At 71.5% G+C, this 18,450-nt stretch carries 13 protein-coding genes and 1 pseudogene; 4 read left to right on the forward strand and 10 right to left on the reverse strand.

Annotation, left to right across the window (positions count from 1 at the left end):
- Positions 1-105 precede the first annotated feature (105 nt).
- Together ASF45_RS22085 and ASF45_RS22090 are read right to left on the reverse strand one after the other, a co-directional pair.
- A complete protein-coding gene (locus ASF45_RS22085) occupies positions 106-1,695 on the reverse strand; it encodes a GMC family oxidoreductase (RefSeq protein WP_082551207.1) in 1,590 nt (529 codons plus the stop codon).
- A gap of 117 nt (positions 1,696-1,812) precedes the next feature.
- Entirely contained in the window at positions 1,813-2,256 is a 444-nt protein-coding gene (locus ASF45_RS22090; RefSeq protein ID WP_162244045.1) for a DUF4148 domain-containing protein, read from the reverse strand.
- 162 nt (positions 2,257-2,418) lie between these two features.
- Here ASF45_RS22090 and ASF45_RS35545 point away from each other — a divergent pair, with 162 nt between their 5' ends.
- The 3 genes from ASF45_RS35545 to ASF45_RS36605 all read left to right on the forward strand — a co-directional run bounded on the left by ASF45_RS35545 (position 2,419) and on the right by ASF45_RS36605 (position 5,019).
- Positions 2,419-2,652, forward strand: a complete 234-nt coding sequence (locus tag ASF45_RS35545; protein WP_156473139.1) for a hypothetical protein — start codon at positions 2,419-2,421, stop codon at positions 2,650-2,652.
- Between the two features lie 224 nt (positions 2,653-2,876).
- Positions 2,877-3,854 (forward strand): tripartite tricarboxylate transporter substrate binding protein, encoded by a 978-nt coding sequence (locus tag ASF45_RS22095; RefSeq protein ID WP_056667977.1) that lies wholly within the window; start codon positions 2,877-2,879, stop codon positions 3,852-3,854.
- A gap of 82 nt (positions 3,855-3,936) precedes the next feature.
- Positions 3,937-5,019: an NAD/NADP octopine/nopaline dehydrogenase family protein gene (locus ASF45_RS36605; RefSeq protein WP_156473140.1), complete on the forward strand. Its 1,083-nt coding sequence runs from the start codon at positions 3,937-3,939 to the stop codon at positions 5,017-5,019.
- A 17-nt stretch (positions 5,020-5,036) separates the two neighbouring features.
- On the opposite strand, the pseudogene ASF45_RS34770 reads toward ASF45_RS36605, so the two are convergent.
- A pseudogene (locus ASF45_RS34770) lies at positions 5,037-6,038 on the reverse strand (LysR family transcriptional regulator); the annotation flags it as partial.
- Here ASF45_RS34770 and ASF45_RS22105 point away from each other — a divergent pair.
- Positions 5,977-6,951: an asparaginase gene (locus tag ASF45_RS22105; RefSeq protein WP_369802155.1), complete on the forward strand. Its 975-nt coding sequence runs from the start codon at positions 5,977-5,979 to the stop codon at positions 6,949-6,951. The pseudogene ASF45_RS34770 and the gene ASF45_RS22105 overlap by 62 nt on opposite strands.
- Positions 6,952-7,153: 202 nt before the next feature.
- On the opposite strand, the gene ASF45_RS22110 is transcribed toward ASF45_RS22105, so the two are convergent.
- From ASF45_RS22110 to ASF45_RS22140, 7 genes are all read right to left on the reverse strand, one after another.
- Positions 7,154-10,846 (reverse strand): alpha/beta fold hydrolase, encoded by a 3,693-nt coding sequence (locus ASF45_RS22110; RefSeq protein ID WP_056667986.1) that lies wholly within the window; start codon positions 10,844-10,846, stop codon positions 7,154-7,156.
- A 34-nt stretch (positions 10,847-10,880) separates the two neighbouring features.
- Positions 10,881-12,365 (reverse strand): metallophosphoesterase, encoded by a 1,485-nt coding sequence (locus ASF45_RS22115; protein ID WP_056667989.1) that lies wholly within the window; start codon positions 12,363-12,365, stop codon positions 10,881-10,883.
- Positions 12,366-12,374: 9 nt separating this feature from the next.
- Positions 12,375-13,373 carry an alpha/beta hydrolase gene (locus ASF45_RS22120; RefSeq protein ID WP_056667992.1) on the reverse strand — a complete coding sequence of 333 codons (999 nt, stop codon included), beginning with the start codon at positions 13,371-13,373 and terminating at the stop codon, positions 12,375-12,377.
- 148 nt (positions 13,374-13,521) lie between these two features.
- Positions 13,522-15,246 (reverse strand): biotin carboxylase N-terminal domain-containing protein, encoded by a 1,725-nt coding sequence (locus ASF45_RS22125; protein ID WP_056667995.1) that lies wholly within the window; start codon positions 15,244-15,246, stop codon positions 13,522-13,524.
- 22 nt (positions 15,247-15,268) lie between these two features.
- Positions 15,269-16,858, reverse strand: a complete 1,590-nt coding sequence (locus ASF45_RS22130) for an urea amidolyase family protein (protein ID WP_056667998.1) — start codon at positions 16,856-16,858, stop codon at positions 15,269-15,271.
- Between the two features lie 20 nt (positions 16,859-16,878).
- Positions 16,879-17,634, reverse strand: a complete 756-nt coding sequence (locus ASF45_RS22135) for a LamB/YcsF family protein (RefSeq protein ID WP_056668001.1) — start codon at positions 17,632-17,634, stop codon at positions 16,879-16,881.
- A gap of 25 nt (positions 17,635-17,659) precedes the next feature.
- Positions 17,660-18,448, reverse strand: a complete 789-nt coding sequence (locus ASF45_RS22140) for a putative hydro-lyase (RefSeq protein ID WP_056668770.1) — start codon at positions 18,446-18,448, stop codon at positions 17,660-17,662.
- Between the last annotated feature and the right edge of the window lie 2 nt (positions 18,449-18,450).

Below are 18,450 nucleotides of genomic sequence, written 5' to 3' on the forward strand. Positions count from 1 at the left end.
GCAACATCCCATCGGTGCGCTCGGGAAGATGCTTCGCGCAAGCGCCAGCCCGGCGCTCCGCTGGCGGATGCCGGGCCGTTTCCCCCGTCGCTTGCGCCAGCGCACTCAGATGGCGTAGAGCGCGCAGATCTCGTCGGCCGCCCGCTCGCCGATCACCACGCAGGGCGCCATCGTGTTGCCGCTGGTGACGTGTGGCATGACGGATGCATCGGCCACGCGCAGCCCCTGCACGCCGTAGACCCGGAGCTGGGCATCGACGACGGACATGGCGTCCCTTCCCATCTTGGCCGTGCAGGACTGGTGCCAGTACGTGACCGCGGCATTGCGCACGTAGTGGTCCAGCGCCTTCGCATCCAGTTTGCCCGGCAGGCTCTCGCCTTTCACCAGACCCTTGAACGCGGCTTGCGCGCCGAGTTCCTGCACGAACCGGATGTTCTCCAGGGCGCAGCGCATGTCCGCAGGGTGCGCGAGCGTGTTGGCCTGCACGATGGGCGCGTCGGTGACGCCGGGGCCGGAGAGGATGACGCGGCCGCGGCTGTGCGGATGTGCGAGGCCTGCGAACATCGTCCAGCCATGCGCGGGCACGCCCCGTTGCGCGTTCTCCGCGCTCGGCACCGGGAACTCCACCTGGCAATGGAACATGTCGGGCAGACGCATGGCGCTGTCGCTGCTCCAGTAGAGCGTTGCCTCCGAGCCGCCGTACCCCACCGGCTGCGGCGCCTCGTACGCGAAGATGACCGCGAACGACACGTGGTCCTGGTGGTTGGCGCCGACACCCGGCAGGTGCTGGACCAGCGCAATGCCGTGGCGGGCCAGTTCTTCCTGCGGCCCCACGCCCGACTGCATCAACACCTTGGGTGTGTTGACGGCGCCCAGCGACAGCACGACTTCCTTGTCGGCCGTGAAGCGCTCCGTCCGGCCATTCCTGACCGCTTCCACGCCCACGACGCGCCGGCCCTCGAACACGAGCCGGCTGACCAATGTGTCCGCGAGGACCGTGAGGTTCGGCTGTCCCCGGAGCGGGTGCACATAGGCCCGGTACATCGAGTGGCGTTGGCCATTCCTGACAATCAGGTCGTTGATGGCGGCTCCGCCGCGGCCCTCCATCATCTCGCCGTTGGGATTGTCGAACGTGGGAATGCCCATGCCTCGGGCGGCGCTGACCATGGCCTTGGCGATCGGCTGGGCGTCGCGCGCGGGACTGATGTGCACCGGTCCACCGGCGCCGCGGCGCATGGTGTCGGGCGTGCCCTGGTAGTCCTCCACACGCTTGTAGATCTCGAGAACGGATGCGTAGCTCCATGCCGCATCGCCGCTCTCTGCCGCGAAGTCCTCCCAGTCGTTCTGGTGGCCACGGGCCCACAGCATGACGTTGACGCTGGACCCACCGCCCAGGCCGCGCCCCATGTTCAACGGGATGCGCCTGTCGTTCAGGTGTGGGTTCGGGGCGCCCGTGAAGTTCCAGTCGCGCTCGCTGCCGAGATTGAGCGGCCAGTTGCCGGGCTGCAGCACATTCGGGTGTTCGTCGTGGCCGCCGGCTTCGATGAGCAGGACGCGGACCTCGGGGTTGCGGGCAAGACGGCCGGCGACCACGGAACCGGCGGTGCCAGCGCCGCAGACGATGAAATCGAAATGCCGGCCTGTGTCGCCAGCAGGCGCAGACGCTGCGCGCGGTGCAATGACGTGATGGTTCACAGTGTTCTTTCAAGAAGTGACGGGGTGCGGTCTTCCAGCACGGTGCAGAGCGCCCGCGCTCGAGGCACTGCCCGCTGGGCAGTGCGCGTGGCGCGCGTCGGCGCGCCGTACAGGGATCTAGATCTCGCCGCCGGCCGTCAAGCCGCTGCGCACGGCGTACACCGCCTCGGCGTGGACATCCGCACGCGAGCGCGCCATGGCCTTCGGGTCGGCGATGGCGCGGTGGTCCGCGTCAGCGCCTTCACGGTAGGACGGCAACTGCCCAGCGCGCGCAGCCTGCAGGTAGGCGCCGCGCACTTCCGAGCGCGTGGCCCGCACTGCGTTGGCTGGAGCCGTCATGGCGTTGCGGCCGTGGTCCTCGTTCTCGCCCAACGCCGGCAGCGTGCCGCTGCGCCGCGCCTGCAGGACTTCCTCGTGCACCTGCGCGCGGGTGCGTTGGCTGGCAAGAGGCTGCGCGGCGACGATGCCGCCAGTTTCACCTCGGTGGTGCTGTGCGAAGGCGGGCGAGTGTGCAGCGCTGGCGGTGGCGATCAAGGCGATGGCGAAGAACTTGGCGGACATGGTCTGACCTTTCGTCTGGTGGTGGATGGACCGCAGAGACTTCGGGTCCGCGGCATCGATGACGGGCGGGAAAGCGTGCATCGACGGGCAGAACTTTAGGGATCGCCGGCGAGAAGAAAAACAGCACGCGGCGCAATGCATCGTTTAGAAATTCTTGTGTAGTTGGCAGCGATCTGCGCCGCGATCAAACGCTTTCTGCACACCCGATCGGCCCGCGAAATGGAACGGCCGCTGTGCGCTGCCGGTCCGGGCGCAGCACTGGGCGGCGCTATCGGCGCCAGCCAGGGCAGCGTGCAGGCGCAGGCCAAGGCCGGCAATGCGCAACGCTGCGACGACATCGCCTGCCTGCAGTGCATGTGCGCCAACGGAAACGCGGTGCCCGTGCGTAGCAGCTGACAGTGGGCCGCTGCCTGCGCCACATCCCCGAGCACGCCCGGGTGCATGCGCTGCGGACTGAACCGACCCACGAAGACTTCTTCAGCAGGGACCTGGCGCACGACCGCTGCCCGGCGACCGCGTGCGTGTCCACCTGCGGTTAAGACCTCTTGAGAATCCTTCGCTGGCCGTGGGGCTGGTCGGTGCCTAGACTGCCAACCAACTGAACGGCACGAGGTTTTCCGATGAATTGCAAACATGCACTGGCGGCTGGACTGGCGGCGATCGCGGTCTGCGCGACGCCCGCCGCGGACGCCCAGACGGCGAGCTACCCGAACCAGCCCATTCGGCTGGTGATTGGCTGGACCGCCGGCGGCGCCACCGACATCCTGGCGCGCCAGTTGGCCGCCCACATGGCCAGGCAGCTGGAGCAGTCCGTGGTGGTGGACAACCGCCCCGGCGCCGTGGGCACGATCGCCCAGGGCGAAGTGAGCCGCGCCAAGCCGGACGGCTACACCCTGACCCTGGCCACGAACAGCACCTACGCGATCGCCCCGCACCTGATCAAGTCGCTGCCGTATGGGCCTGGCGCGCTCGTCCCGGTGTCCCTCGTCGGCGTCAGTCCCCTCATCCTGGCAGTCAAGACGGGCCTCGACGTGCAGGGCGTCAAGGGCGTACTCGAGATGGCGCGCAAGCAACCCGGCCAGCTGAACTACTCGTCGGGCGGCAACGGCTCCACCAGCCACCTGGCGGCGGAATTGTTCAAGGATCTGACACGCACGGCCATCACCCACATTCCCTACAAAGGGGGTGGCCCCGCGACGCTGGCCGTGGCCGCCGGCGAAGTGGATCTGGGATTCGTCGACATCGGCGTGGCCCTGCCCTTGATCCGCGCCGGCCGCCTGAAGCCGGTGGCGGTGTCCGGCAGCGCCCGCAGCCCGCTCCTGCCGCAGGTGCCCACCGTCGAGGAAGCAGGTGTGCCGCGCTTCGAGTCGGCCACCAAGTTCGCGCTGTTCGCGCCGGCCGGCACGCCTTCCCCCATCATCGAGCGGCTGTACGAGGCGGTGCGCAGCGCCCAGAAGAACGACGAGCTGAACGACAAGTTGCGCCAGCAAGGCATCGAGCTGGTGGCCAGCAGCCCGGCCGAACTGGGCAGGGACGCGTCCGAAGGGTTCGCCAAGTGGGGCCGCCTGATTGCCGAACGCAAGCTGTCGCTGGAATGAAGACCGTGCAAGGACTGCCCATGCGCGCGCCAGCGCTCCCCATCGACAGGTGCTGCGGCTTGCCGCGCACCCCCGCTGCGGCATGACGGCGCGCGTTGCCATCGTCGGCGCCGGCCCCATCGGCTGTGCCGCCGCCGCCTTCCTCGTCCGTGCCGGACATGCGCCGGCCATGTGGTCACCCACCGGCAGCCGCCTGCACCACAAAGCAGGACGGACCAGCATCGCTTGCACCGGCGCCCTGCAAGGCGAGGTGGAATGCGAACTGCTGGCCTCCCCGGACCGGCTCGCGGAGTTCCCCGTCGTGCTGGTCTGCCTGCCGGCCAACGCTTACGCCGCGGTACTGGGGCCACTGAACGCCCATTGGCGCAGTGGCCAGCATGTGGTCCTCAGTGGTGCGCTGTCGCTGGCCCCGCTGTGGATCGCGGCGGCGGCCGCGGACGTGCAGGTCACGGGCTGGGCAACCACGCTCACCACCGCGCACTTCCAACCGGACGGCCTGCTGCATGTGAACCCGCTGCGCGGCCGCATCGACATGGCCACCGTGGGGGCGACAGGTTCCGTGTCCGCGCAGCTGCAGTGCGAGGAACTGTTCGGCGAGCGCTTTGTCGCCGCAGAAAGTCTGCTGGCGCCGGCACTGGCCAACATCAACCCGATAGCGCATGCGGCGGAGGTCATCCCCAACCTCACGCGCATGGAGTCGGGCGAAGCCTGGTCGCTGTTCGGCCACTTCACGCCGGTGGTGGGCCGGCTCGCGGAAGGACTGGACCACGAGCGCAGCGCCGTGGCGCAGGCCTTCGGACTGGAGCTGCCCTCGTTGCGCCAGCACTATGCGCGGTCCTACCACGTACCGCCAGGGCCGCTGCACGCCATGGCGCAGGAGATCGTCCGCCGTGGCATGAGCCCCAACGGCCCCGCCGTGCTGGAGCACCGCTACGTGCTGGAGGATGCGCCCTTCGGCCTGGCCTTCCTGGAAGCGCTGGGTGGCGTCGCCGACGTGCGCACGCCCGTGCTCACGGCGTGCCTCAGCCTGCTCGGCGCTGCCTATGCGCGCGACTTCCGTGCCGAGAACTTCTTGCTGGACGCGTTGGACATCTCGGCTACCGGTGTCGATGCACTGCGGGCCCGTTGCGCGGCGGCCGCCAGTGCGGCGAGCCGAGCGCGGTAGTTGCCGCTGCGTCGATACACCATCACGATGGCCACCGGCGGCGGCAGGTCTTCCATGGTCAGCTCCACCAGAACACCGCGCCGCAGCCGGTCGGCGAGCGTGCCCTGTGCTGCCAGCGTCAGGCCCAGGTTCTGCTCGGCCATCTGCAGGTGGGTGATCGCGTTCATGGTTTCGATGAAGGGGACCAGTGCGGGCAGGGCGTGGTCCTGCAGCGACTGCTCCAGCATCATCCGCGAATGGGTGGGCCGCGGCGGCAGGATCCAGTGCTCCTGCGCCACGTCGGCCCACTTCAATGCGGCGCCCTTGCGTGCCTGCCCGGCCGCCAGGGGATGGCGCGGCGAACAGACCACCCGCCATTGCTCCATGCCGATGCGCTCGATGGTGAATCCCTGCCTGGACAGGCTGCCGAGTTCGGACGGGGTGTCCATCGTGACGAGGGCATCCACCTCGCCGGCCTCCAGCTGGCGCGAGATGTCCGCCAGTCGCCCCTCCATCAGCAGCAGGCCCGGCAGCAGGCCGCCCTCCGCCATGTCTGCAAGGATGCCCGGCAGCAGAGTCCACGCGAGGAACGGCGTGGCGCCGATCTTCAGGCGCTCGTGCAGCGGCCGCAGCGGCGACGCCAGCTCGTCGGACAGCTGCTCCATCTCGGCCAGCAGCACGCGGCCGCGCTGCACCACCAGTGTGCCGGCCACGGTGGGCACGACGCCGCGGGGAAGGCGGTGGAACAAGGTCTGCTCGAACAGTGCCTCGACGTCCTTGAGCCCCTTGCTGACGGCGGCCGTGGTCATGTGCAGCCGTTGCGCCGTCGCCCGCATGTTGCCGGTATCGGCCAGCGTGCTGAGCAGCTCCAACTGACGAAAGCGCAGCGCCGCCATCAGCCGCTGCGATGCATTCCTGCGGCCAACCGCCATGCCATTTCTTTCCGAACCCACTTCCATGCCAGACCTCGCCCAAGAATTGTCCACGGCCCCGAACCCGGGTGCCGCCTGCATCATGGTGCTCGGCACGGGCGGCACCATCGCCGGAACCGGCGCCAGCGCGGCCTCGCCCCTGGACTACCGCGCCGGCGTGCTGCCCGTCACGCAGCTGCTGTCCAGCATACCGTCCATGGCGAGCCTGCCGGTCCGCGCAGAGCAGCTGGCCCAGATTGACAGCAAGGACATGTCGGCAGCGGTCTGGCGCAGCCTGGCCACGCGCTGCGCCGAGCTGCTGACACAGCCGCAGGTGCGGGGGATCGTCGTGACCCATGGCACCGACACCGTGGAAGAGACCGCCTTCCTGCTGCACCAGCTGCTGGCGGCCGACAAGCCGGTGGTGCTGACCTGCGCCATGCGGCCGGCGACCGACCTCGGGTCCGACGGGCCACAGAACCTCGCAGACGCGATCGCGGTGGCGAACACGCCGGGCGCAGCCGGTGTGCTGCTGGTCTGCTCGGGCCGGATCCATGACGCGGTCCACGCCAGCAAGGTCCACCACTACCGGCTGGATGCCTTCGATTCGGGCGACGCCGGGCCGGTCGGCTTCGTGGAGGACGGCCGGGTGCGCTTGGTGCGGCCCTGGCGGTCGGCCGGTGCCGGCGGTTGCCGCCTGCCGGCCTTGCTGGAGGTGGCGCAGTGGCCGTGGGTCGAGATCCTGACCAGCCACGCCTGCGCCACGGGCACCGCAGTGCATCTGCTGTGCGCGGCGGGTGTCGCGGGGATCGTCGTCGCCGGCACCGGCAACGGGTCGCTGCACGCAGAATTGGAGGCCGCGCTGCTGCACGCGCAGGCCCTCGGCATCCGGGTCGTGCGATCGAGCCGCTGCGGTGCCGGCCGCGTGCTGCCTGGCACGGCCGACCGCCTGCCCGCCAGCCCGCTCAATGCCGTCAAGGCCAGGATCGCCCTGCAGCTGGAGCTGCTTGCCGCCGGTGACGACCGTCTCGGTGGTTCTTGAGCTGGGCTAGCCTGACGAGATGGCCCGGCGCGCGGCGCTCTCGATGGTCGGCAACGCCCAGGAGGATGTGCGATGCCTGGCAGTCATCCTGACATAGGACGCCGGTCCGGTGACCCTCGCGCTGTGCGCGTTTCCGCCGATTCTCTGAAACAGCGTCTGGGTCGCCCTGATCGCAGGCAGCGCGGCCCGCCCCGGCGCCTCCTCAATTGAACCGATCCAACTCCCCCACCACCCATGGATACACCTCCTTCGCCGCCCCGCGCCCCACGAACAGGTCCATGTGCGCATACCCCTCGAAGACCTGGCGCCGGTACAACGCCGGATCGTTGTACCGCTGCAGCCAGGCCTGCGTGCGCAGCGAGGTCTCGGGAAAGAACAGCTGGTTGTCGGCCCCCGCCATGAAACTGATGGGCAGCGCGAGCCGCGGCGCGTTGGCAGGTGTCGCATAGCGGTCCTTGCCGTCCGCGTCCACGGCCTTGCCGCGCTGCATGATCAGGCTCAGCTGCTCGAAGGGGTGCAGCGAGACCGTGCCGAACATGCCGGCCAGTGCGGAGTGCGTGGCATGGTTGAGCTGGCTGTGCGTCCACGAGGGGCCGAACACCGCGAACACGCGGCGGCACAGCGGGTTCTTGCAGGCCTCGCCCTCGGGCACGGGCAGCTTGTAGGCCAGCGTGTCGATGGTGCGGTCGAGGTCCGTGGTGCCGGGCACGCTGTCGAAGCGGCCCTGCAAGGGCGCATAGCCTTCCAGCAGCCGGGCCAGGCCGATGTCGGCCTTGGCTGCGTTGAGCCAGTTGGTCACGGGGTGCAGCGTGAGCTGCGAGGCGATCAGCGAACGCACGCCTTCCATGCCGTCGAGCAGAGCCATCATGAGGCTCATCGCCCCCACGCAGTGCGCCATGGCCTGCACCGAGGCGGCGCCGGTGGCTTCCCGGACCGTGCGCACGGCCGCCGGCCAGTCCTCGCGCACGATGTCGTCGACCGTGAACGGCGCCACCGGGCTGCCGGAGTCGCTGCTGGCGCGGTAGTCGAACAGCCAGCAGTCGTAGCCGCGCGCGCACAGCGCCTCCACGAGATTCTGGTCCACGGTGTCGGTGGCGAACGAGCTCGCGCGCACGGAGAAGCCTGGGGCCAGCACCACCGGGCCGCGCGTGCCGCCGCGGTAGCGCGTGAGCCGGATCTGAAAGCCACGCGCCGGGTCGCCCACCGGCACCTGCACCACTTCGGGCTGGGGCGCGCGCAGCATGCGGCGCGGCAGGTGGGGCGCGTCCTGCGCCGGGAAGTTGTTGAGGTCGGCCAGCAGGCCGCCGTAGGCGCGCATCAGCGTGGTGCCGAAGAAGCCCGCGAACTTGCCCAGGTAGACCTGCGAGATCGCGTCGCGCGCGCGGGGCACGGCGTTCTCGAGCTGGCCGATCCAGCTGGTCGGCGGGGCCAGACGGATGGTCGAGGCCTGCCAGGCCAGGTCTTCCAGGCCCAGCGTGAGCAGGCCCTGCGCCACCAGCGGCATGGTGGCCTCGTCGAGGTCGTAGACCTTGACCATCAGCGTGGTGGTGTCGGTCCAGGGCGAGGAGCCGGGCCGCTGGCGCAGCACCTTGTGGCCCTTGAAGCGCAGGCGTGTGCCGTTGGCGCGCTGCAGCACCATCTCGTAGCCCATGGTCCAGGTCTCCACCTGCTGCGGATCGACCGGGAACAGGTGGAACACGCCGCTCTGCACGGTCATGGGCGCCGGGCTCAGCGCCGCACAGGTCACCGTGCCGCGGATCTGGGCCGGGTGCGTGGGGTCGTCGAGCAGGCGCGCCAGGTCGTCGGTGTGGATGGTCAGCTCGAAGGCCATGGACTGGCCGGCCGCACGGCCCCAGGCGGCCGCCACGGCGTAGTCGCTGGCCAGCCGCTGGTCGCTGGCGCTGCGCGGGGTGACGGCCTGGGTGCTGATCCAGCCCGACATGGTTTCGGTGAATTCGAAGCTCGGCGACAGCCGCGCGGGGTCGTGCGCGATGAGTTCGGCCACGGCCTTCTTGGCGGCGTCGAGCAGGCCGTCCTCGACCACGTCGAGCGCGCGCTGCCACCAGTGGCGGTGCTTGCCCGGCGGCGTGGCCGGCGCGGGCAGGGGCGTGCGCGGGTTCAGCGCGGTGTCGATGGTCCAGCCGCGCGCATCGCACAGGTGCTGCAGCGCGCGCTCGGCCAGTGCGGAGATGGTGAGCAGCGGGTTCACGCCCACGGCGCCGGGCAGGATGGCGCCGTCGCAGACGAACAGGCCCTCGTGCACGGCCGTGCCGGTGGCGCCCGCGAACACGCGGCCCAGGTGGTCGACCGCGCCGCGCGTGGCGTCGTCGCCCATGCCGCAGCCGCCCAGCGGGTGCACGGTGATGAGCTTGTTGCCCAGCGGCTGGCTCCACAGCGGGTTGGCGACGAACTGGCCCGAGATGGCCTGGCTGGCGAGGTTGAGCCAGTCGTTGTCGCGCACGATGGCCGGGCTGCTGCCGGCGCCAGGCCAGTGGATGCGCAGGCGGTCGTTCTGCAGGCGCAGCTCGCCGGCCGACTCGTCCACGCTCATGACCAGGTAGGTCTGCGTGCGCGCGACGGCGCCGGCATAGGCGGTGGCCGCGAGTTCGCCGGGGTGTTGCACGGCATCGGCCATGGCCTGGGCGTCGAGCATCCGCGCCTTGGCCTGGGCTGCGCCGAAAGTGAACTCGCCGCCGTTCAGCGCTTCGTTGAAGAACAGCGCGGGCGTCAGCAGCGTGGCCAGCGCGCCGGGGATCACGCCTTCCTCGATCACCAGGCCGTCGGCCAGCTGCGGCGTGGCGCGCATGTCGATCAGGCCGGTGATGCAGGGGCCGGGCAACTGCTCCTTGGGCACGGGGTTGGTACCGGCGCCCACGCCGTTGATGTTGCGGCGCTGGTCCTTGCCGTCGGCGGTCGCGGGTTGCGGGTTCCAGTCGGCGTCGAAGCCCAGGGCCAGCACGTCGCCGTTGCCCGAGAAGCGCTGGCCCACACGGCCGGACAGGGCCAGACCCTGTTCGCGCGAGCGCAGCAGGATCTCGGTGGAACCGAGCGCGCCGGCGCCCAGCAGCACCAGGTCGGCGTAGACGCTGTCGGGCGCGGCTGGGTCGGTGGCGCCGGGCTCGGCACCGCGCAGCGCCACGGCCTCGAAGAACACGCGCCAGCCCTGGCCTTCGCGTGCGACGTGGCGCACGCGCGCGCCCGTGAAGATCTGCGCGCCGTGCGCATGCGCGTCCGGCAGGTAGTTCATGCGCGTGGTGTTCTTGGCGCCCACGTTGCAGCCGCTGGTGCAGTCGCCGCACAGCGTGCAGGCCGGCTGCGGCACACCGAAGGGGTTGGTCTGGTTCTCGAAGTTGACCGCGATGGGCGGGCGCGAGAAGGGCTTGCCCAGCACCTGGGCCGACTTGCGCAGCGCCTCCAGCTTGTTGAGCGTGGGGAAGTGCTCGGGGTAGGGCGTGGGTGCGAGCACCTGGCGCGCCCGCTCGATGTAGGGTGCGAGCAGGGCCGGGTCGTCGCGGAAGGGCTGGGGCCAGGCCTCGGTCGCGAAGTGGCGCGGATCGATCTCCAGCGCCACGTTGGCGTTGATCAGCGAGGTGCCGCCCAGGCCGCAGCCGACCATGGCCAGCATGTCGTCGTTGAGATGCAGGTTGTACAGGCCGTCGGCCGCGCCGAGCCGGCCGCGCGCGGTGTCGATCTGCATGTCGGCGCGTGCGCTGGCCAGTCCGTCCGGGAACTGGCCGGGCAGGATCTCGCGGCCGCGCTCGAGCACGCAGACCGACTGGCCGGCGCGCGCCAGCCGCGCGGCCGCCACGCCGGCGCCGTAGCCCGAGCCGACCACCACGGCGGTGTAGCGCGCGCCGATGGTGTGCAGCGGGCGGGCGATGGGTTGCAGGTTCACGCGGTCTCCAGGGTGTCTTGTTGTTGCAGGTGCTTCATGCCGCCTCGGCCGTGTCGAAGAAGTCGTCGAGCAGCTGGCGTGCGCGCTGCTCCAGCGCTTCCTGGGCGCAGCCCGAGAACTGCTGCCAGGCGTCGGCGGTCTGCGCCAGTGCTTCGTTCAAAGTGGCCAGCATGGGGTTGGCCGCGTCGCTGAAATCGCCCACGCCGGCGGCGCGCACGGGTGCCATGCGGCCGTTGATGGGGTCGTTGAACAGGCGCAGCGCAGCCATGTTCAGCTCGGCGTCCAGCAGCACCATGGAGGCGCCCTGCGTGGGCGTGAGCGTGGGCTGGTCCATGACCCAGCCGCCGGTGTTGAAGACCGACACGGGGCGCTCGAAGCCGGCCACGGGCAGGCTGTCCTCGAAGGGCTTGTGGGTGTGGCCGAACACGAAGCCCAGGTCCAGCTTCTCGGGGTGCAGGATGCCGCTGCGGCGCAGCTGGCGCCGGGTCGGGCCGCCGATGTACCAGGCGAGGTCTGCCGTGTCGGCGGCCGTCATGGTCTGGGCGTAGCTGGCGCGCTGCGACTGCGCCACCTGGCCCAGCGTGGCGTCCACCGCGCCCAGCACCAGCTGGTCGAGCGTGATGCCCTGCACCAGGGCGGCGCGGCCGCTGGTCTCGAAGGTCTTGCCGATCCAGGCCACGAGCTTGGTGGCGAGCTTGCGCGAGAAGCTGTGCGAGGCCCCGCCGTCGCGCATGATGTCGTACAGCCGCATGGCGGTGTGGCCGGTGGAGCCCGCGCTGCCCAGGTCGGACCACAGGAAGTCGACCCAGGCGCCGTTCTCGGCCTCCAGCTGCGCCACCGTCAGCGAATCGGCCGGCCGCGGCGTGCGGGCCAGGCCGGGCAGCTGGGCGTTGAGCGTGGAGACCATGCGGTACATCGGGTCCACGTAGTGGCCGTGGTGCAGCACGCGGCAGCGCGTGGTGGCGGCGTCGACGAGCGCGAGGTTGGGGTAGGCGATGTCGCAGCGCATGCCGGCCAGGCCCGGCACGCTGCGCAGCAGCCGCGTGAGCAGCGGCGAGGGTGGCAGCGGGGCGTCGGGCTGGTCGGTGAGCGCGGTGTGCTGCAGCAGGTCGCGCGGGATGCGGCCGACGTCCAGCGCGGCCTGGAACTGCTGGTCCTGGGCGGCGCGCCACAGGTGGTGGTCGTGGTTGCCGGGCACGCACAGCACGCGCGGGGCGAACAGCGGCTCGCCGTCGGCGTCCACCAGCGCCGCGCGTGCGAACTGGGCGAAGGACTGGGCCACGGCGCCCATGGGCGACAGGCCCATGTCCAGCACGTCGCCGAGCAGGATCAGCGTGGGGCGCTCGGCGCCGGGCGGCACCAGGCGCTGCAGCAGCTGGCGCAGCGCGGCGCCGAAGGCGGACAGCGTGTCGCTGCAGCGCGTGGGGTCGGGCTGGCCGGCCGCATCGGTGCCGACGAGGCAGCTGTAGGCCGCGCCCAGGTGGAGGTCGGAGAGGCAGAGGTAGCGCAGTGCGGTCATGGGGGTGTTCTAGGCGGGCTGCGGGGCATAGCGCGGCGCCGGTCGCGGCGCGCGCTCGGCGTCGGCGGCGGGCAGATGGGCGCTGATGTGGTGGCGCGGCGGCAGCACGTCCAGGTGGCGCGCGAAGAAGCTGGCCACGCGGATCTCGTAGGCCAGCGGCAGCGCGCGGTACGAGCCGCTGTGGCCCTCGCTGTCGGTGCGCCAGCATTCTCCGCCACAGGCCGTGGCCAGCGCGTGGGCGTCGGTGGCAGGCACGAAGCGGTCGCCCTGGCTGTGGATCACGAGCACGGGCCGGCCGCGCAGCCGCGGCATGCACGACAGCGGCTGCACGCGGCGCACGTCCACGCCCAGCAGCAGCCGGGCGGCCGCCAGCGTGCCGGGCAGGAACCAGGCCGGCAGCCGCGACAGACGCGAGAACTGGCGGCCCAGCATCTGCTCGAAGCTGGCGAAGGCGCTGTCCAGCACCAGCGCGCCGATGGCCGGTTCGTCGACGGCGGCCAGGGCCGCGGTGCCGGCGCCCAGCGAGACGCCCAGCACGCCGATGCGGCCCGGCGCATAGCCGCGCGCCAGCAGGAAGTCCACCGCGCCGAGCACGTCGTGGCGTTCGTGCCAGCCGTAGCTCAGCCGCGCCGGGCTGCTGCCACCGTGGCCGCGCAGGTCGATCAGCAGCACCGACATGCCGACATCGCGCAGCCGTTCGGCCAGCGCCAGCGAGGGCGCCTTGCCCTGCTCGCCGCGGCAGGCGTCCTTGCCGTGCACGAGGATCACGGCGCCCTGGCGCGGCGCGGCCGGCAGGTACCAGGCGTCGATGCGGGCGCGGCCGTCGCGGGCGGCGAACTGCACGGCATGTTCGCGCAGCTGCGGATGGCTCTGGTGCGGCGAGCGGCGGTCCGGACGCACACGGGTGAAGCGGTGGGCGATGCAGGTGCAGGCCAGCGCATAGGCCAGGCCCAGCACGGCGAACAGCGCGAAGCTGGCCAGGGGAGGGGCGAAATCGGAGAGGTTCATGGTGCGGCGCTCCGGTGAAGACGGGCAGGCCGCTACTGTCGGGAAAACCCGCGCGAAAGTCCTGAAATGTGCCTGAAAGCTGCCTGAAACTTCGGTGCCGACGGCCGGCTCCCCCGCGCCGGCCGCCGTGGCCCCGCACCCTGGTTGCTCAGCTGATGTGGGCGATGGCGGCGCCGGCCTCCAGGTAGCTTGCGGCTGCGACCTGCAGCGCGATGCGCCCGGCGCGGTGTGCGACCACCTGCATCTCCATCTTCATGGCCTCCATGACGGCGATGGTCTGGCCTTCGGCCACCGTGTCGCCGTCCTGCACCCTCCAGGCCTGCAGTGTGCCGGAGACCGGGGCGGGAACGGCCTGCGCAGCAGCGGCGGACACGGCCGGCGCCTGCGGATCGGCTGCGGCGGTGCCGGCCGACAGCCCGCGCAGCAGCGCCGGCGGCAGCGCGATGGCGACGCGGCGTCCGTCGATCTCGATGGCCATGCGCTGCAGCACCGTGGGCTCTGGCGGCCCCGGCCGCGCGTGGGGCGCGGGCTCGGGCACATAGTCGGTCTCGATCCAGCGCGTGTGCACACGGAAGTCCTCGCCGGCAAAGTCCGGATGTGCCAGCACCGCGGCGTGGAAGGGCAGTACCGAGGCCACGCCTTCGATCTGGAACTCGCGTAGCGCGCGGCGCGCCCGGGCGATGGCCTGGTCGCGGGTGGCGCCCGTCACGACGAGCTTGGCCATCAGCGAGTCGAAGCTGCCGTGCACCAGCGAGCCGGTCTGCACGCCGGTATCCAGGCGCACGCCGGGGCCGCTGGGCGCCTCGAAGCGCGTGATGCGGCCCGGGTGCGGCACGAAGCCACGGGCCACGTCCTCGGCATTGATGCGCAGCTCGATGGCATGGCCGCGCGGCACCGGTGTGGCCGTGAGCGACAGCGGCAACCCGTCGGCCACGCGCAGCTGCTCCACCACGAGGTCCAGGCCGCAGGTTTCCTCGGTCACCGGATGCTCCACCTGCAGCCGCGTGTTGACCTCCAGGAAGGAGATGGCTCCGCCGGCGCTGAGCAGGAATTCCACCGTGCCCGCGCCCACGTAGCCCGCGTGCGCACAGATGGCGTGCGCTGCGTCGTGGATGCGCGCGCGCTGCGCGTCGGTCAGGAAGGGCGCGGGAGCTTCTTCCACCAGCTTCTGGTTGCGCCGCTGCAGCGAGCAGTCGCGCGTGCCCAGCACCAGCACCCGGCCGTGGGTGTCGGCAATGACCTGGGCCTCGACATGGCGCGGCTTGTCCAGGAACTGCTCGACGAAGCACTCTCCGCGGCCGAAGGCGGTGACGGCCTCGCGCACGGCCGAGTGGTAAAGGTCTTCGACCTCGTCCATGCGCCAGGCCACCTTGAGGCCGCGGCCGCCACCGCCGAACGCCGCCTTGATGGCGATCGGCAGGCCGTGGCGCTCGGCGAAGGCGAGCACTTCGTCCGCGCTTTGGACCGGGTCGGCCGTGCCCTGCACCAGTGGCGCGCCGACCTCCAGGGCGAGCTTGCGGGCCTGCACCTTGTCGCCCAGGCGCTCGATCACGGCCGGCGGCGGGCCGATCCAGGTCAACCCCGCCTCGAGCACGGCGCGTGCGAAGGCCGCGTTCTCGGACAGGAAGCCGTAGCCCGGGTGCACGGCGTCGGCGCCGCTGCGCCGGGCCACGTCGAGCAGCTTGGCGATGTGCAGGTAGGTGTCGGCAGGGCGGTCGCCGTCCAGGCCCCAGGCCTCGTCGGCGCGCTGTACATGCAGGGCGTCGGCATCGGCGTCGGCATAAACGGCCACGCTGCGCACCCCGTAGTCGGCGCAGGCGCGTGCGATGCGCACCGCGATCTCCCCGCGGTTGGCGATCAGGACTTTCTTCATCTTCGTGGAGCCAGCAAATGGGTCAGGCGCCTGCCTCGACGGGGTCGAAGGCGGACACCGGGTTGAAGCGAACGCGGGCATGGACCGGGATCTGGCCCGCGCGGTCGAGGTGGTGGGTGGCCACGGTGGCGATCACCGGGTAGCCGCCCGTGAGCGGGTGGTCGGCCATGAACAGCACCGGGTGGCCGCTGGGCGGCACCTGCAAGGCGCCCAGGGCCGTGCCCTCGCTGGGCAGCTCGCCGGCCACGGCGCGCAGCAGCGGCTGCGCACCTTCCAGGCGCAGGCCGACGCGGTTGGATTGCGGCGTGACCCGCCATTCCTGCGCGAACAGACGCGCCACGCCCTCAGGCGTGAACCAGTCGGTGCGCGGACCCATGACCACGTCCAGCACCACGGTCTCGTCCACGCAGGGCAGTGGCGGCGGCTCGGCCGGCGCGCCCACGGCGCAGCCGCCGCGGGTGGCACGCACGGGCAGCCGGTCGCCCGCGGCCAACGGCGCGGGGCCGATGAAGGCGAGCGTGTCGGTCGAGCGGCTGCCCAGCACGGGCGCGACGTCGAAGCCGCCGCGCACGGCCAGGTAGGCGCGCACGCCGTGGCGCGGTGCGCCCAGGTGCAGGCGGTCGCCGGGCCCCAGGGCCAGCGCCTGGTGGCTGGAAACCGGCCACCGACGCCCGTCCGGCGCGTGCAGCGTGGCGGGAACATCTGCGCCCGTGACGGCCACCACCAAGTCGCCCTCGCTCTCGACCTCGAAGCCGCCGTAGGCCACGAGCTCGATGCAGGCCTCGCGGCTGTCGTTGCCGACCAAGCGGTTCGCGGCACGCAGCGCGCCCTGGTCCATGGCGCCGCTGGCCGACACGCCCTGCGCCACCTGCCCGCTGCGGCCCTGGTCCTGCAGCAAGGCCTGCAGGCCGGGTCGGCGCAGCAGCAATGCGTTGTCGCTGACGGCAGGCGGCTGTTCAGCCGGCGGCGCGGAGGTCGGAACCGGGCCTGCGAACACGCGCGCGCCCTGTTCGACAAAACGCACCTGGAAGCCCGGCTGCAACAATGCCGGCACCGGACGCGCCAGATCCCACATCGGCAGCTCGGTGGTGCCGATGATCTGCCAGCCGCCCGGGCTGGCCTTGGGGTAGATGCCGCTGAAGGCGCCGCCCAGCGCGACCGAGCCTTCCGGCACCTTGGTGCGCGGCGAGCTGCGGCGCGGCACCTTGAACACCGGGTCGCCGCCGGCCAGGTAGGCGAAGCCCGGCGCGAAACCGCAGAAGGCCACGTTGTACAGGCTGCCGGTGTGGCGCTGCACGACCTCGCGGCGCGTGAGGCCCAGCAGCCGGGCCACATCGTCCAGGTCCTCGCCGTCGTAGCGCACGGGCACCTCGACGAGCGTGGTGTCGCGCGCGACGCGCAAGCCCAGGTCCAGCGCCGCGATGTGGCGCTGCAGCGCCGCGCGCGTGACCGCGGATGGACGGAAGTTCACGAGCAGCGTGCGCGCGGCGGGCACGAGCTCGACGATGCCCGGCAGCGGCTGGGCCTGCAGCGCGTGCAGCAGCGCCAGCGTCTGCTCCAGGTCGGCCAGCTCGACCAGCAGCACATTGAAGTTGACGGGAAGAAAACGCAAAGCGGTCTCCGGTCGGGGCTTCAGGCAAACGGCGCCAGCGTCACGCCGGCGCCTTCCAGCACATGGCGCAGCTGCGCGGCCATGGCCAGCGCACCAGGGCTGTCGCCGTGCACGCAGATCGAGTCGGCGCGCACGCGGGCCAGGCTGCCATCCGCGGCCTCCACCACGCCGTCCTGCACCAGCCGCTGCATGCGCTGGGCCACGCGCACCGGGTCGTGCAGCACGGCGCCCGGCGTGCCGCGCGGCAGCAGCGTGCCGTCGGGTGCGTAGCCGCGGTCGGCGAAGGCCTCGGCCACCACGCGCAGTCCGGCATCGGCGGCCCAGCCGGCCAAGGGCGCACCGGCCAGCACGACCAGCGGCAGGCGGGGGTCGACGGCGCGGATGGCCGCGATCACGTCCCTGGCCTGGCGCGCATCGTGCGCGATGGTGTTGTAGAGCGCGCCGTGCGGCTTGACATAGCGCACCTTGGTGCCGGCCACGCGCGCCAGCGCCTGCAGCGCGCCGATCTGGTAGACCACGCCGGCCACCAGGTCGGCGCTGGCGATGTCCATGGCGCGCCGGCCGAAGCCGACGAGGTCGGGGTAGGCGACGTGGGCGCCAATGGCGATGCCGCGCTCGGCCGCGGTCTTGAGCGTGGCCAGGATGCCGGCCGGGTCGCCCGCGTGGAAGCCGCAGGCCACGTTGGCGCTGGTGACGATGCCGAGCATGGCGGCGTCGTCGCCCATGCGCCACACGCCCAGGCTTTCGCCCAGGTCGCTGTTCAGGTCGATCTTCATGGGTGGTTCTCTCGCTGGGGGCGGCTCAGAGGGCCGCCAGCTCGCTGTTGCGCACGTCGGCCACCAGCATGTAGCCGGGCTTGTGCGTGACGGCCAGCGGCGGGCGCGCCACGCGGATGGCCTGCTGCGGCGTGACGCCGCAGGCCCAGAACACCGGCACCTCGCCCGGGCGGATCTCGACCGGCATGCCGTAGTCCGGGCTGTCGATGTCGGCGATGCCGATGGCGGCCGGGTCGCCGAAGTGCACGGGGGCGCCGTGCACGGCCGGAAAGCGCGAGGTGACCTGGATCGCGCGGATGGCCTGTGCGGTGCTCATGGGCCGCATGCTGACGACCATGTTGCCGCCGAAGCGGCCGGCCGGCCGGTTGGCGATGCTGGTGTTGTACATGGGCACGGGATGGTCGTTCTCGATGTGGCGCACCGGCACGCGGGCGTCCTGTAGTGCGGCCTCGAACGACAGCGAGCAGCCCAGCACGAAGCCGACCAGGTCCTCGCGCCACAGCGCGCGCAGGTCGGCGACCTCCTCGACGAGTTCTCCATCGCGGAACACACAGTAGGCCGGCACGTCGCTGCGCAGGTCGATGTCCTCGCCGAGTTCGGGCACGGCGGGCTCGCCGGGCTCGCTCATGCCGATGACCGGGCAGGCCTTGGGGTTGAGCCGGCAAAAGCGCAGGAACTCGTCGGCGTGGTCGCGCGGCAGGATGGCCAGGTTGCCCTGGGCGTGGCCGGGCGCCTGGCCGGCGGTGTGGTGGCGGAACTCGCCGCGGCGGATGGCCTGGCGCAGGGCGGCAGGCTGCTGCCAGATGTGGGGCATGG

Source organism: Pseudorhodoferax sp. Leaf265 (genome assembly GCF_001422365.1).
GTDB lineage: Bacteria > Pseudomonadota > Gammaproteobacteria > Burkholderiales > Burkholderiaceae_C > Pseudorhodoferax.

Coding starts and splice junctions, on each gene's coding strand:
- ASF45_RS22115 (WP_056667989.1), bottom strand. CDS start 12,365: ATGACCGCACTGCGCTACCTCTGCCTCTCCGACCTCCACCTGGGCGCG.
- ASF45_RS22090 (WP_162244045.1), bottom strand. CDS start 2,256: ATGTCCGCCAAGTTCTTCGCCATCGCCTTGATCGCCACCGCCAGCGCT.
- ASF45_RS22140 (WP_056668770.1), bottom strand. CDS start 18,448: ATGCCCCACATCTGGCAGCAGCCTGCCGCCCTGCGCCAGGCCATCCGC.
- ASF45_RS22135 (WP_056668001.1), bottom strand. CDS start 17,634: ATGAAGATCGACCTGAACAGCGACCTGGGCGAAAGCCTGGGCGTGTGG.
- ASF45_RS36605 (WP_156473140.1), top strand. CDS start 3,937: ATGACGGCGCGCGTTGCCATCGTCGGCGCCGGCCCCATCGGCTGTGCC.
- ASF45_RS22095 (WP_056667977.1), top strand. CDS start 2,877: ATGAATTGCAAACATGCACTGGCGGCTGGACTGGCGGCGATCGCGGTC.
- ASF45_RS22125 (WP_056667995.1), bottom strand. CDS start 15,246: ATGAAGAAAGTCCTGATCGCCAACCGCGGGGAGATCGCGGTGCGCATC.
- ASF45_RS22120 (WP_056667992.1), bottom strand. CDS start 13,373: ATGAACCTCTCCGATTTCGCCCCTCCCCTGGCCAGCTTCGCGCTGTTC.